This window comes from Enterococcus sp. DIV0876, from assembly GCF_050529585.1.
Taxonomy (GTDB): domain Bacteria; phylum Bacillota; class Bacilli; order Lactobacillales; family Enterococcaceae; genus Enterococcus_D.
This window is the reverse complement of the sequence record NZ_CP172882.1, coordinates 1-13,766: the sequence shown is the minus strand read 5'-3', so window position 1 is coordinate 13,766 and position 13,766 is coordinate 1. Positions and strand designations below refer to the sequence as shown.

12 protein-coding genes are annotated in these 13,766 nt (G+C 40.8%); all 12 read right to left on the bottom strand.

From position 1 onward, the window contains the following. Positions 1 to 47 precede the first annotated feature (47 nt). On the bottom strand, positions 48 to 1,418 hold the full coding sequence (dnaB, locus tag IGI41_RS00060; protein ID WP_430610540.1) for a replicative DNA helicase: 1,371 nt from the start codon (positions 1,416 to 1,418) through the stop codon (positions 48 to 50). 119 nt (positions 1,419 to 1,537) lie between these two features. Beyond that, positions 1,538 to 1,990, bottom strand: a complete 453-nt coding sequence (gene rplI, locus IGI41_RS00055; RefSeq protein ID WP_430610539.1) for a 50S ribosomal protein L9 — start codon at positions 1,988 to 1,990, stop codon at positions 1,538 to 1,540. Positions 1,991 to 2,005: 15 nt separating this feature from the next. After that, positions 2,006 to 3,454 carry a DHH family phosphoesterase gene (locus IGI41_RS00050; RefSeq protein ID WP_430610538.1) on the bottom strand — a complete coding sequence of 483 codons (1,449 nt, stop codon included), beginning with the start codon at positions 3,452 to 3,454 and terminating at the stop codon, positions 2,006 to 2,008. Positions 3,455 to 3,690: 236 nt separating this feature from the next. Beyond that, complete coding sequence (gene rpsR / locus IGI41_RS00045; RefSeq protein ID WP_005226367.1) at positions 3,691 to 3,927, bottom strand: 30S ribosomal protein S18; 237 nt, start codon at positions 3,925 to 3,927, stop codon at positions 3,691 to 3,693. 23 nt (positions 3,928 to 3,950) lie between these two features. After that, a complete protein-coding gene (ssb, locus tag IGI41_RS00040; protein ID WP_430610536.1) occupies positions 3,951 to 4,472 on the bottom strand; it encodes a single-stranded DNA-binding protein in 522 nt (173 codons plus the stop codon). Positions 4,473 to 4,515: 43 nt separating this feature from the next. Continuing rightward, complete coding sequence (gene rpsF / locus IGI41_RS00035) at positions 4,516 to 4,815, bottom strand: 30S ribosomal protein S6 (protein ID WP_054116884.1); 300 nt, start codon at positions 4,813 to 4,815, stop codon at positions 4,516 to 4,518. A 245-nt stretch (positions 4,816 to 5,060) separates the two neighbouring features. Next, the gene (gyrA, locus tag IGI41_RS00030; RefSeq protein WP_430612880.1) at positions 5,061 to 7,559 is read right to left on the bottom strand and encodes a DNA gyrase subunit A; all 2,499 of its coding nucleotides are present in this window, start codon (positions 7,557 to 7,559) and stop codon (positions 5,061 to 5,063) included. Between the two features lie 71 nt (positions 7,560 to 7,630). Next, on the bottom strand, positions 7,631 to 9,580 hold the full coding sequence (gene gyrB, locus IGI41_RS00025; RefSeq protein ID WP_430610535.1) for a DNA topoisomerase (ATP-hydrolyzing) subunit B: 1,950 nt from the start codon (positions 9,578 to 9,580) through the stop codon (positions 7,631 to 7,633). Positions 9,581 to 9,585: 5 nt separating this feature from the next. After that, positions 9,586 to 10,698 carry a DNA replication/repair protein RecF gene (recF, locus tag IGI41_RS00020; RefSeq protein ID WP_430610534.1) on the bottom strand — a complete coding sequence of 371 codons (1,113 nt, stop codon included), beginning with the start codon at positions 10,696 to 10,698 and terminating at the stop codon, positions 9,586 to 9,588. Beyond that, positions 10,685 to 10,924: a S4 domain-containing protein YaaA gene (gene yaaA / locus IGI41_RS00015; RefSeq protein WP_430610533.1), complete on the bottom strand. Its 240-nt coding sequence runs from the start codon at positions 10,922 to 10,924 to the stop codon at positions 10,685 to 10,687. Before yaaA ends, recF begins: the two co-directional genes overlap by 14 nt. A 220-nt stretch (positions 10,925 to 11,144) precedes the next feature. Then, entirely contained in the window at positions 11,145 to 12,275 is a 1,131-nt protein-coding gene (gene dnaN, locus IGI41_RS00010) for a DNA polymerase III subunit beta (protein ID WP_430610532.1), read from the bottom strand. Between the two features lie 159 nt (positions 12,276 to 12,434). Next, a complete protein-coding gene (gene dnaA, locus IGI41_RS00005; protein ID WP_430610531.1) occupies positions 12,435 to 13,766 on the bottom strand; it encodes a chromosomal replication initiator protein DnaA in 1,332 nt (443 codons plus the stop codon).

The following is a 13,766-nucleotide window of genomic DNA, read 5'->3' as shown; positions in this document are numbered from 1 at the left end:
TCATTCAACTGACAAAATCTTACATTAAACACTATCTCATGCACCATTTACCCAAAGTCGGTACGAGGAGAGACCGAAGAAAACTTGTTATATTCTTTAATAAACAGCAATTCGACAGTTCCTCGGGCACCGCTCCGGTTTTTTTCGATAATGACTTCAATGACATTATTGTCTTGCTGCTCTTCTTGATTGTCATCATCACCTTCTTCACTGCGATAGTAATCATCACGGTATAAAAAGGCAACGATATCCGCATCCTGCTCGATCGATCCTGATTCCCGGATATCACTCAATACTGGACGTTTATCTTGCCGTTGTTCTACGCCCCGAGACAACTGGGAAAGGGCAATAACTGGCACTTTCAATTCTTTCGCCAGTTTTTTGAGCTGCCGAGAGATCTCTGATACTTCTTGCTGGCGGTTTTCGCGACCTGTTCCTTCAATCAATTGCAGATAATCGATCAAAATCAAGCCAAGATTGCCTTTTTCTTGCGCCAATTTGCGGCAACGTGCACGAATTTCTGAAATTTTGATCCCGGGTGTATCATCGATATAGATACTGGCATTCGACAAACTACCCATCGCTACGATCAAATTACGCCATTCTTCTTCAGATAATTGCCCTGTTCGCAAATGTCCCGCTTCAATCGACCCTTCGGCACATAACATCCGATTGACCAATGATTCAGCACCCATTTCCAAGCTAAAAATAGCCACAGAACGATCCGTTTTGGTGCCGACATTTTGCGCGATATTCAAGGCAAATGCTGTTTTACCAACGGCAGGGCGGGCAGCCAGAATAATCAGCTCTTCTTTTTGCAGACCAGCAGTCATTTTGTCTAATGCCGGATAGCCTGTTGGCAAGCCTGTGATTTCTTCATTATTTTGAGCCAATTGATCGATATTTTCAATTGTACGATTTAATACATCTGCGATTGATTGAAAACCATTGCTATTGCGTTTTTCGGATACTTCTAAAATACTTTTTTCCGCTTGATCAATGATTGATTGGACGTCTTCATCTTGTTCAAAACCTTGTGTAACGATCCGACTGGCTGTTTGAATCAAATTACGCAATGTTGCTTTGTCATCGACGATTTTGGCATAATAGGCAATGCTAGCAGCTGAAGGTGAGGCTTGGCTGAGTTCAGTTAAATACGTTAAGCCGCCGACATCTTCAAGACTGCTGCTTTTTTCGATTTCTGCCTTTAATGTAATCAAATCGATTGCTTCACTGCGATCATTCAATTGAATCATTGCTTGGAAAATGATTTGATGGCTGCGGCGATAAAAATCTTGCGGTGCAATGACTTCCATTGCATCAATGATCGCTTCAGCGTCTAAAAAAATGGCACCGAGTACCGCTTGTTCCGCTTCAATATCTTGTGGAGGGATTTGGTTCTGCCACGCTTCATTCATACCTTTTTACTCCTCATCTAGTGTCCATTTATTCTACAAGATAACCAAGTAAAGTACAAGGTACCTTCTATGATAACTTCTTTGAAAAAGACCCAACAATTGACTGTTGGGTCTTTCCCTTATTCTTGCACCGTATGAACATTGATAGTCGCGGTCACTTGCGGATGAATCTTCACTGGTACTTGGGTAAAGCCTAATGCACGAATTGGCTGATCCAACTCAATTTTGCGTTTATCCAATTTGATTTTATATTGTTTGTTTAACGCATCGGCGATTTGTTTAGATGGGATCGAACCGAATAATCGGCCGTCTTCGCCTGCTTTGGCCTGAATTTTAACGATTGTTTCTTCTTTTTCAAGGACTTCTTTCAATGCTTTGGCTTCAGCTAATACTTCAGCATCTTGTTTTTCCTTGGCTTTTTGCTTGCCTTTTAATTCAGCCATACTTTCATTATTGGCTGGTTTCGCATAATTGTTTTTGATCAGGAAATTTTGCGCATAGCCGTTAGGGACTTCTTTGATATCTCCCTTTTTCCCTTTGCCTTTGACATCTTGTAAGAAAATTACTTTCATCTTTGTCACTCCTTGTTATTGATCATGATTGATTAATTCATTACGCAATCGATGTTCCACTTCATCGATATTGCTGCCTTTGATCTGGGTCGCTGCATTCGTGAAATGACCACCGCCGCCCAAGCTCTCCATAACGGTTTGTACATTTACTTTGCCGGTACTGCGGGCACTGATCCCAATCAAATCGCCTGGTTGTTTCGTAATCACAAATGCCGCATGGATCCCGTTGATAGACAATAATGTATCCGCGGCTTTAGCCACTGTCACACTATCGTAGACCCGATCTTCATCAGCAGTTGCAATCACGATATCTTCTTTAAAATGTTTGCTGCGTGACACCAACTCACTGATCATAAGATACGAATCTAAATCAGTGCTCAACATATATTGAACCAAAGATGTATCTGCACCTTGATTCTTTAGATAAGCTGCAATATCAAAGGTCCGACCTGTGGTGCGTACTGTGAAATTTTTGGTATCAACGTAGATTCCTGCCAAAAGTGCAGTCGAGATAAACTTAGGCAATAATGATTTGCGGGCTGCACGATATTGAATCAATTCTGCCACCAACTCTGCTGCCGAAGAAGCAGTTGATTCAATATAAGTCAATAATGGTTTGTCAGGAAACTCATCTCCACGACGATGATGATCGATCACAGCAATTTTATCAAATTCATCATAGACAGCTTGAGAAATCGACATCGATGGTTTGTGATAATCCACCATCACTAAAACACTTTCGTCATTCGACAGATCGATTGCTTCTTCATCTGAAATCACTAATCGTTCAAGATCAGGATATTTCTTTAATTCTTCGAGGGCACGCTCAATATCAGCGGTGATTTCTTTGGCATTCAAGATAATGTAACACTCTTTGTCACTCATCATCGCCATATAGGCAACGCCAAAGGCTGATCCAAGCGCATCCATATCAGGATACCGATGCCCCATAATAAATATGCGCTGATTTTCAGCGAATATCTTCTTCAAAGCTGTACTCATCGCTCTAGAACGAACACGCGTTCTCTTTGGTGTGCCATCCGTATTACCGCCAAAGAATTGTGGCTTAGCATCTTCTATCGCTTCTCTTAAGACAACTTGATCCCCACCTCTAACTAACGCCACATCGAGATTGTTTTGCGCTTCTTCTCCGATCACCTCAAAAGATTCTTGTCCATAGGCAATACCCATACTGATCGTCAATGGCAAATCATTTTTTTCAGCGACCTGTCGCACCCGAGTCAAAAATTGAAATTTGTCCTCTTTCATTCTTTCAATATCAGAATCTTTCGCAACAAAAAGAAACCGTTCTGAATTGATACGCTTATAAAAGACACTGTTTTCACTTGCCCAATCAGAAATAAGCGTCGTAATCAGAGAGTTCAAATAAGATACTTGTTTGTCATCTTTTTTCTCGATCAAATCATCGTAATTATCAATTGAAATCAACCCAATTGCTGCCATTGTTTAACCCCTCAATATTTTCTCCCAGATTATACTCTTTCGTCATTCTATTTTACCACAATTTAAGAAATTAGGCGATTGTCCAAAAAATTGTTTCACGTGAAACGCTCATATTAAAAATCCACTACTGAAAAACGAAATAAATGTTATTATTACTATCAATAAAATAACACCTTTTTAAAAAATAGAGAAAAAAATGACAAGCTTCTAAAAGAAACTTGTCATTTGGTATCGATTTATTCTTCGCCTACGAATGGAAGTAATCCCATAATACGTGCGCGTTTGATTGCAATGGTAAGTTTGCGTTGGTTTTTCGCACCTGTACCAGTTACACGACGTGGTAAAATTTTGCCACGTTCTGAAATGAAACGTTTTAGTAATTCAATATCTTTATAGTCGATATGTTCGATATGGTTAGCTGCAATATAGTCTACTTTACGACGTTTGCGTCCGCCTCTTCTTTGTTGTGCCATCCTATTTCCCTCCTATCAATTTCTTAGAATGGTAAATCATCGTCTGAAATGTCGATTGATGCGTTTCCGAATGGATCGGCGTTATCGCGATCAAAATTTGGCATTCCTGATGGTTGAGAGGATTGAGTTTGATTGGTTTGATTGTTACCAAATCCAGAAGAACTGTTTGAATTATACGTGTTATTGCTGCTGCCATTGTCAGATGTCCGTCTTTGCTCAGAAGCATTTCTTGACTCTAATAATTGGAAGTTGTCAGCAACGACTTCTGTTACATATACACGTTGACCTTGTTGATTATCATAAGAACGGGTTTGAATCCGTCCAGTAATACCTAACAATGTACCTTTACGAGCATAGTTTGCCATGGTTTCAGCTGGTTTTCTCCAAATCACACAGTTGATAAAATCAGCTTCTCGCTCCCCGCTTTGATTGGTAAAATTACGATTTACCGCCAAAGTAAAAGTTGCAACACCCGTGCCATTAGAAGTGTAACGTAAATCAGGATCTTTGGTTAATCTTCCTACTAGTACAACATTATTAATCAAAGTTCATCATCTCCTCATCGCTTTTGTTTCACGTGAAACAATATTATGCTTCTTCTTTGACAATCATGTGACGGATAATGTCATCATTGATTTTTGCAAGACGGTCAAATTCGTTGATTGCACTTGCAGTTGTTGAAGAAGAAACTTTAACGATGTGATAGATACCCTCACGGAATCCATCCATTTCATACGCTAGACGGCGTTTTTGCCAATCTTTAGACTCGATAACTTCAGCGCCGTTATCAGTTAAGATTGAATCAAAACGTGCAATCAATGCGGATTTAGCTTCTTCATCAATGTTTGGACGAATAATGTATAAAATTTCATATTTCGTATTTTCCATTGATTTTTCACCTCCCTGTGGACTTTGGCCCCTAGTTGACTAGGAGCAGAGAGAGTGGCCTGGTTAGACTACTCACAAATAATTATTATACACTTTTTGCGCCCAAGTTGCAAGTTGTTTTTCTGAAAGTAGACGATCTTGCCTCCTACATAATGAATTACGCAAACGTCTGGTTCTTTGATCAAAAAAATCGATCTCATCTTGTATGAGATCGATTCTTTAGTGTTTTCGCTAATGAAGAATGCCTATTCTTCACTCTCTGTTGCTGTATCTTGACTATCTGCAAGTTCTTGAATGGCTTGTATGCCAGAAGCAGTGTCTTGAACTTGTTCATTTTCAACGATAGCGGCTTCTTCCATTTCTGGTTCAGGTTCAACGGTTGCCATCGTTACAACTTTGGCCTCATTTTCCATCTTCATCAAACGGACCCCTAATGTTGCGCGTCCTGTTTGTGAAACAGAAGATACATTGAATCTGATCAAGACCCCTTTATTGGTGATGACCATGATATCTTCATCTCCAGAAACAGTTGTCAAACCGGCAAGCGGACCATTTTTAGGCGTGATATTCGCTGTTTTGATCCCTTTCCCGCCACGGCCTTTGATTGGATACTCAGAGCCTTTGGTTCTTTTACCATAGCCGTTTTCAGTGATCACTAAGACTTCACTGTCTTCTTTGATCACAGCAGCACCGACAACATAATCTTCTTCTCTCAGACGGATACCGCGTACACCAGCAGCTGTTCGACCCATATCACGTACCAAAGCTTCTTGGAAAGTAACAGAATACCCCTTATGTGTACCAATGATCACTTTGTCTTCCCCGTGAGTTTCGATCACATTTACAAGCTCATCATTTTCTTTCAACCCAATCGCAATCAAGCCATTGGCACGAATATTTGCAAAAGCGGTCACTGATGTCCGTTTGACGATCCCTAATCGAGTAGTGAAGAAGAGGTAGCGTCCTTCTTGTGGCCCGCCAGAAGCAGAAATGATTGCTTCAATGCGCTCACTAGAATCGATGCCCAGCAGGTTGATTACAGGAATACCTTTCGCTGCCCGGCCGTATTCTGGAATTTCATAACCTTTTGCTTTATAGACTTTTCCTTTGTTGGTAAAGAATAGCAACGTATCGTGGGTGGAGCAGGAAATGAGTGTCCGAACAAAGTCTTCATCATGGATGCCCATCCCTTGGACACCGCGCCCGCCACGTCTTTGTGCGCGAAATTCTGAATTTGCTACCCGTTTGATATAGCCATTATTGGTTAAAGTGATGACGATTTCTTCTTCTTCGATCAAGTCTTCATCTTCTAGACTTAATACTTCACCCACCAATAATTCTGTACGTCGATCATCGCCAAATCGTTGTCCTAATTCCTGCAATTCTGTTTGGATGATCTCCAATACCCGTTGAGGGTTGGCTAAAATATCTGTTAAGTCAGCAATCAGTTCTAATAATCCTTGATACTCATTTTCGATTTTATCCCGTTCCAAACCAGTCAGACGACGCAAACGCATATCTAAAATAGCTTGTGCTTGACGTTCGGATAATTCGAAACGTTCCATCATGGTCGTTTTGGCAACCTCATCAGAGGCTGATGCACGGATCAAGGCAATGATTTCGTCGATATGATCCAAAGCGATTCGCAAGCCTTCCAAAATATGGGCTCGGGCTTCTGCTTTGTTTTTGTCAAATTGCGTACGACGAGTCACGACTTCTTGCTGGTGCTCAACATAGTTTTCTAAAATACGTTTTAAACTTAATATTTTAGGTACGCCTTTTTCGATGGCTAGCATATTAAAGCCGAAAGACGATTGTAGGGCAGTCATTTTATAAAGATTGTTCAGAATCACTGAAGCACTGACATCTCTACGGACATCGATGACGATCCGCATGCCTTCACGAGAAGACTCATCTCGCAAATCTGTGATTCCTTCGATGCGTTTGTCACGATGAAGTTCAGAGATCCGTTCAATCAATTTAGCTTTGTTGACCATATATGGTAATTCTGTTACTAAAATCCGTTCTTTGCCATTTGGCATTTCAGTGATCTCAACTTTTCCGCGAACGGTGATCGATCCTTTACCTGTTTCATAGGCACGACGAATGCCTGATTTTCCCATGACGATTCCCCCGGTGGGAAAATCGGGACCGGGCAGAACTTCCATCAATTCGCTAGTGGTCACCTCAGGATTTTCCATCAACAAATCAATGGCTGCGATCACTTCATTCAAATTATGCGGTGGGATATTGGTGGCCATACCAACCGCGATCCCTGTGGTTCCGTTGACCAATAAGTTCGGAAAGCGTGCTGGCAAGACTGCTGGTTCCCGCTCTGTATCATCATAGTTGCTTTGGAAATCAACGGTATCTTTGTTGATATCTCGGAGCATCTCCATCGCCAATTTACTCATACGTGCTTCGGTATAACGCATGGCAGCTGCACCGTCACCGTCGACGGAACCGAAGTTTCCATGGCCATCAACAAGCATGTAACGGTAACTAAATGACTGCGCCATCCGTACCATTGATTCATAGATTGCGCTATCGCCATGGGGATGATATTTACCCATGACATCACCGACGATCCGGGCTGATTTTTTGTGGGGTTTATCTGGCGTCACACCTAATTCGTTCATCCCGTACAAAATTCTGCGGTGAACTGGTTTTAAGCCATCACGTACATCTGGCAAAGCCCTTGCCACGATCACACTCATCGCATAGTCGATAAAGGACTCACGCATTTCACTTGTCAAATTGACGTCGTGAATATTTTGTTTTGCTTCACTCAAGCTGTTTCCTCCTCTGCGATTGGCTAGATATCCAAGTTTTTCACGTAATGTGCGTTTTCTTCAATAAAGGCGCGTCGCGGTTCTACACGATCTCCCATCAGCATTTCAAAGATTTGATCGGCTTCGATCGCATCATCGACACTGACACGCAGCATCAGCCGATTTTCTGGATCCATTGTGGTTTCCCATAACTGATGGTCATCCATTTCCCCCAGCCCTTTATACCGTTGGACAGTTGCTTTAGGGGTTGCTGGTAATGACGCAATTTTATCTTTCAAATCTTGTTCTGCGTTTTTTCCTGGTTGGATATAATGAATATTCTTTCCTTGTTTGACACCATACAATGGTGGTTGGGCAATATAAACATATCCAGCTTCCACAATGGGGCGCATATAACGATAAAAGAGTGTCAATAACAAGGTGCGGATGTGGGCACCGTCGACGTCGGCATCTGTCATGATGACCAATTTATGATAGCGCGCTTTGGACACATCAAAATCAGCACCAAAACCAGTTCCCATCGCAGTAAACAAGGAACGAATTTCTTCGTTGGCTAAAATTTTGTCCATACTAGCTTTTTCGACATTCAAGATTTTCCCGCGAATCGGTAAAATCGCTTGAAATTCACGACTGCGTCCTTGTTTTGCAGAACCGCCGGCTGAATCTCCTTCGACGATGAATAATTCACATTTTTCAGGATCTTTACTTGAACAATCGGCCAATTTACCAGGCAAATTACTGATTTCCAAAGCACCTTTGCGTCGTGTCATTTCACGGGCACGCTTGGCTGCTTGACGGGCTTTAGAAGCCAATAAACCTTTTTCAACGACTTGGCGGCCAACATTCGGATTTTCCATCAAAAATTTGGTAAAGTGTTCTGAAAATAGACGGTCAGTGACAGTCCGGACTTCAGAATTCCCCAATTTGGTTTTGGTTTGTCCTTCAAACTGTGGGTCTGGGTGCTTGATCGAGATAACAGCTGTCAAGCCTTCGCGGACATCCTCACCTGTCAGATTCTCGTCATTTTCTTTCATGACTTTTGATTTGCGGGCATAATCATTGATTACCCGCGTCAATGCCGTCTTAAAGCCGAACTCATGAGTTCCGCCCTCATACGTGTGGATATTATTGGCAAAGCTCAATAAGTTGCTGTGGTAGCTATCGGTATACTGTAAAGAAACCTCAACCGTGATCCCTTGCTGTTCTCCTTCAAGATAGATTGGTTCAGGGAAAAGAGCTGTCTTGCTGGCATTCAAATGTTCAACATAGCTTTTGATCCCGCCATCATAGTGGTATTCTTTTAAAATAGGTTTTTCACTACGTTTATCTTCGATCGAGATTTTCAACCCGCGATTCAAGAAAGCAAGTTCTCTAACCCGCGTAGCTAATTTATCAAAATTAAATTCCGTGGTTTCAGTAAAAATCTCTGGATCTGGCACAAAGTGGACAGTTGTTCCGTGACGATCTGTTTCACCGATCACTTTTAGATCATCCACCACCGCGCCACGATGGTATTCTTGATAATATACTTTGCCTTCTTTGTAGACTTTCACGTCTAAAGTGGTCGACAATGCGTTGACGACGGAAGAACCTACACCGTGCAACCCACCAGAAACTTTATAACCACCACCGCCGAATTTACCGCCGGCATGCAAAATCGTAAAGACGGTTTCAACAGCTGGTCGTCCAGTTTTGGCTTGGATACCTACCGGAATTCCCCGTCCATCATCGACAACTGTTATGCTATTATCTGGTTCAATGATTACTTCTATGCTGGTGGCAAAACCAGCTAATGCCTCATCGATAGAATTATCTACGATTTCCCACACTAAGTGGTGCAATCCTTCAGAGCTGGTCGATCCGATATACATTCCCGGACGTTTACGAACGGCTTCTAATCCTTCTAATACTTGGATCTGACTGGCATCATAGGCTTTGGCCCGTTCAACTAAACTTTTTTCTTCTTCTGTCATTCAGTCTATTCTCCTTTGATATGTCCTTGCTCTACATAGAAAATCTCTGCTTCTACAGACATTTTATCTTTTACATGGTCTAATGTGGTAGTTGTCAGAAATGTCTGGACTTTTCCTTCGATCGTCGCCAATAAATGCAGCTGTCGAGAATCATCAAGCTCACTCATCACGTCATCTAACAACAGGACTGGATATTCGCCGGTCTCTTCTTTCATTAAGTCGATTTCGGCTAATTTAACACTTAACGCTGTGGTGCGCTGCTGCCCCTGGGAACCAAAGGTCTGCACATTCTTTTCGTTGATCAAGAAATCTAGATCATCTCGATGCGGACCAACTAAAGTGATCTGTCGAAATCGTTCTCGTTCTTTGACTTGTGCCAATGCTTGCGCAAAATGTTGCTGAATCTCTGGCAATGATTGGATGGTTGCCGGAATATTTGATAAATAATCGATTTGCAACACTTCTTTTTCTTGGCTGATTTTTTGATGGAGTGCATTGGCCCAGTAGCCTAGACGCTCCACAAAACGCTGTCTCGCCAAGATGATTTTGCTGCCAAAATCGATCAACTGATCAGTCAAGACATCTAGATAGACTTCATCGCTTTGTTTTTTTTCATAGAGTTGTTTTAAGTATTGATTTCTTTGTTTCAAGACCGATTGATATTGGACAAGATCATATAAATAGATTGGATCGATCTGTCCAATTTCCATATCAAGAAATTTGCGTCGGACTTGCGGACTCCCTTTGACTAATGATAAGTCTTCTGGTGCAAATAAGATGACATTCAATTGTCCTATGTAACTACTCAATTTCTTTTGTTCGATATGATTGACTTTGGTTTTGCGCCCTTTTTTGGATAAAAAAAGTTCCAAAGGAATCGTCGAACGCCCACGATCTACAAGTCCAGAAATATAGGCACCCTCCGTTTCCCAACGAATCAATTCTTGTTCATTGGAGGTCCGGTGGCTTTTGGTCATCGCCAAAACATAAATACTTTCAAGAATATTGGTTTTACCTTGTGCATTCTCTCCTAAAAAAATAATCAGATTTTTATTGAAAGATAACTGCAATTCTTGATAGTTGCGATAATTTTTGATCTGCAACTCATTCAGCCGCATCGTTGTCTTCTTTCTTGACCATAAAAAAAGTACCCTCATCAGGCAGCTCGATCATCATTCCCGCATATAGTTTACGGCCTCTTCTATTTTCAGGTTCGCCATCGACCAAGACAGTTTGTTCAGCTAAGTACCACTTTGCTTGGCCACCACTGCCGATTATGCTGGCTTCTTTCAACATTTGTCCAAGGGTCATGTATTCTGTTTCCAAAAAAATTTTCTTTTTCATAATTTCCCTCAATTCTGTCACAGAATGTGTACTTCTATTATACTCTTTTTTACCTCAGAAAACAAATTCATAGGTATATTTTTGATTCTCAGAAGACTTACTCCTTTTAGATAAAAATCAAGCAAAAATAGAAAAAAGGGCTTAAAAACGATTTTAAGCCCTTTTAATAGATTTATTCATTTTCATTGCGTATTTCAATGATTTTCAAAATGAGTGAAAATCAATTGGTTCGCACTGGGGTGATCAGTTGGATAAAGTTGCCATTGCTTTCTGTTGGTTCTAATGTGAATGGGCGGATCGCTGAGATAAAGCGAATCACGATACTAGTATCACCAAAGGCTCTTAAAGCGGCTTTCATATAGTCTGGGTTAAAGGATATTTCCAATGGATCACCTGTAACAGACGTAAAGTTTAAATCTTCTTCGACTTTCCCGATTTCTGGCGAATTACCATATAACACAACTGCCTCTTCTGAAATAGCCAAGCGGACGATATTATTACGTCCTTCATGAGAAAGCAATGAAGCCCGTTCGATCGCTTGTAATAGTTCGGGTACTGAAAATTCGATCTCAGTATTAAAACTTGAAGGAATCAAACGATTGGTATCAGGATACGTTCCTTCTAATAGGCGTGAATAAAATTTCATTGTATTGGTCTGGAACAACACTTGATTATCCATAATACTGATTTGGATCGCTTCTTCTTCATCTGTCAATGAACGAGAAAGTTCAGTCAAACTTTTTCCAGGGATCACAATATTAAATGCTGTATCACCGCTGTCTAAAGGAATCACGCGTTGACTTAATCGATGAGAATCGGTTGCGACAGCCAATAGTTTTTGGTCCTCAAGAACAAAATGAACCCCAGTTAAAATGGGCCGACTTTCATGTTGAGATACAGCAAAGACCGTTTCACTGACGATTTTATTCAAGATATGGCCAGGAATCTCGATTGCATTTTGACTTTCAACAACTGGTAAATGTGGATAACTATCTGCATCTAAACCATTGACGGTAAAATTGGCTTTTCCTGAAGTGATTGCTACTTGATTATTTTCCAAAACTTCTAACGTTAACGTATTTTCTGGTAAGCGACGAACGATTTCACTGAAGAAACGGGCTTGCAATACGATTGCACCAGTTTGTTCGATTTTCATTTGGGCTTTTTCATTATCAGCACTCAAAAAAGTTTCAATCGAAATATCGGCATTGCTGCCTGTCAATGTCAAGCCTTGGTCTGTTAATGTGATTTTGACACCAGTTAAGATCGGGATCGTTGTTTTTGTTGAAATCGCACGTTGGACAGTTTGTAGTTCTTGCATGAATTCTGAGCGGTTTAAAGTTAGTTTCATAACGGGACTCCTTTAATTTATAGTTATTAAATAAAAGTAATAGTAGTAATAGGCTTGTTAGTAATGTGGATAACTTTAGTTTAACGTGATAGCATCAACGAAAACGCCTGTGAATAACTTGTGGACAACTTTTGTCTTTTCTTTTTTATTATCCACAGCTTAGCTAAAGAGAATGTGTTTGATTTCTGCAATTTCATTTTTGATCGTGGGATCTGTTTCAACGAGATGTTGAATTTTTTCATGGGCATGAATGACTGTAGTATGATCTTTCCCACCAAATTCACCGCCGATTTTTGGCAATGAGCTATCTGTGAGTTCTCTTGAAAGAAACATAGCGATTTGCCGTGGAACGACGATTCCTTTGACGCGTTTTTTCCCTTTTAAGTCAGTGACGTGAATGTGGTAATATTTAGCCACTTCTTCTTGAATCTGTAAAATAGATACTTGCGTAGAACCATGACTTGATTTGAGTGCTTTGATCGCTTCAGCTGCCAAGCTAGTGGTGATATCCGAATTTTTCATGGTCGCAAAAGCTTGAACTCTGACGAGTGCTCCTTCAAGTTCTCGAATATTGGAATCAATCTGTCCGGCAATATAGCTTAACGTATCGTCAGGAATCTCTAACCGTTCTGCTTCGGCTTTTTTGCGTAAAATAGCTGTCCGTGTTTCCAAATCAGGCGGTGTGATATCTACGGATAATCCCCAAGCAAAGCGGGAAACCAATCGTTCTGGTAAAGTAGGGATCTCATTGGGCAGACGATCACTGGTCAGAACGATCTGTTTATTGTTGCGGTACAATTCTTCAAATGTATTAAAGAATTCTTCTTGGGTTCCTTCTTTGTTCACTAAAAATTGGATATCATCGACGAGCAAAAGATCAACATTTCGATATTCATTGCGAAAATCTTCCATTTTATTTTTTTGGATCGAGGTGATGAAATCATTGGTAAAGTTTTCACTACTGACATATTTGATCTTGGCTGTTGGTCGTTTTAACAGCATTTGATGACCAATCGCGTGCATCAAATGGGTTTTACCTAAACCAACGCCTCCATAGAAGAAAAGGGGATTATAAATAGACCCAGGATCTTCAGCAACGACTAAGGCAGCAGCATGGGCCATTTGATTGCCTTTTCCGATGACAAAGGTATCAAATGTATATTTTTCGTTCAAAATGGTTTTAGGCGGCTGTTCAGGCGTGCTGTTTTTTTGTAAAGCCGCAGGTGTTTTCAACGCTTCTGCTTCTTCAACAGTCACAAAACTAGGAATCAATTCTTCACCAGTTCTCATAAATCCCATTTCAACGATTTTGGCAGCTAGATTTTTTTCCCAATAAGATTTATGAAGATCGCTGGGTACTTCGATCAGCAGCTGATTTTTTTCAAAAGACAAGACATTGGCAGTTTCGATCCAAGCACTATAACTTGCTGGATTTAATTCTTCTTTAAAGGATCTTTGCAGATCTTGCCAAATAGAATCAGCAGATGGCAT

Bases quoted from the DNA above. Each gene is read 5' to 3' on its own strand.
- rpsR (WP_005226367.1), bottom strand. From the start codon at position 3,927: ATGGCACAACAAAGAAGAGGCGGACGCAAACGTCGTAAAGTAGACTAT.
- gyrA (WP_430612880.1), bottom strand. From the start codon at position 7,559: ATGCGTGAGTCCTTTATCGACTATGCGATGAGTGTGATCGTGGCAAGG.
- dnaN (WP_430610532.1), bottom strand. From the start codon at position 12,275: ATGAAACTAACTTTAAACCGCTCAGAATTCATGCAAGAACTACAAACT.
- rplI (WP_430610539.1), bottom strand. From the start codon at position 1,990: ATGAAAGTAATTTTCTTACAAGATGTCAAAGGCAAAGGGAAAAAGGGA.
- dnaA (WP_430610531.1), bottom strand. From the start codon at position 13,766: ATGCCATCTGCTGATTCTATTTGGCAAGATCTGCAAAGATCCTTTAAA.
- yaaA (WP_430610533.1), bottom strand. From the start codon at position 10,924: ATGAAAAAGAAAATTTTTTTGGAAACAGAATACATGACCCTTGGACAA.
- rpsF (WP_054116884.1), bottom strand. From the start codon at position 4,815: ATGGAAAATACGAAATATGAAATTTTATACATTATTCGTCCAAACATT.
- recF (WP_430610534.1), bottom strand. From the start codon at position 10,698: ATGCGGCTGAATGAGTTGCAGATCAAAAATTATCGCAACTATCAAGAA.
- gyrB (WP_430610535.1), bottom strand. From the start codon at position 9,580: ATGACAGAAGAAGAAAAAAGTTTAGTTGAACGGGCCAAAGCCTATGAT.
- dnaB (WP_430610540.1), bottom strand. From the start codon at position 1,418: ATGAATGAAGCGTGGCAGAACCAAATCCCTCCACAAGATATTGAAGCG.
- IGI41_RS00050 (WP_430610538.1), bottom strand. From the start codon at position 3,454: ATGGCAGCAATTGGGTTGATTTCAATTGATAATTACGATGATTTGATC.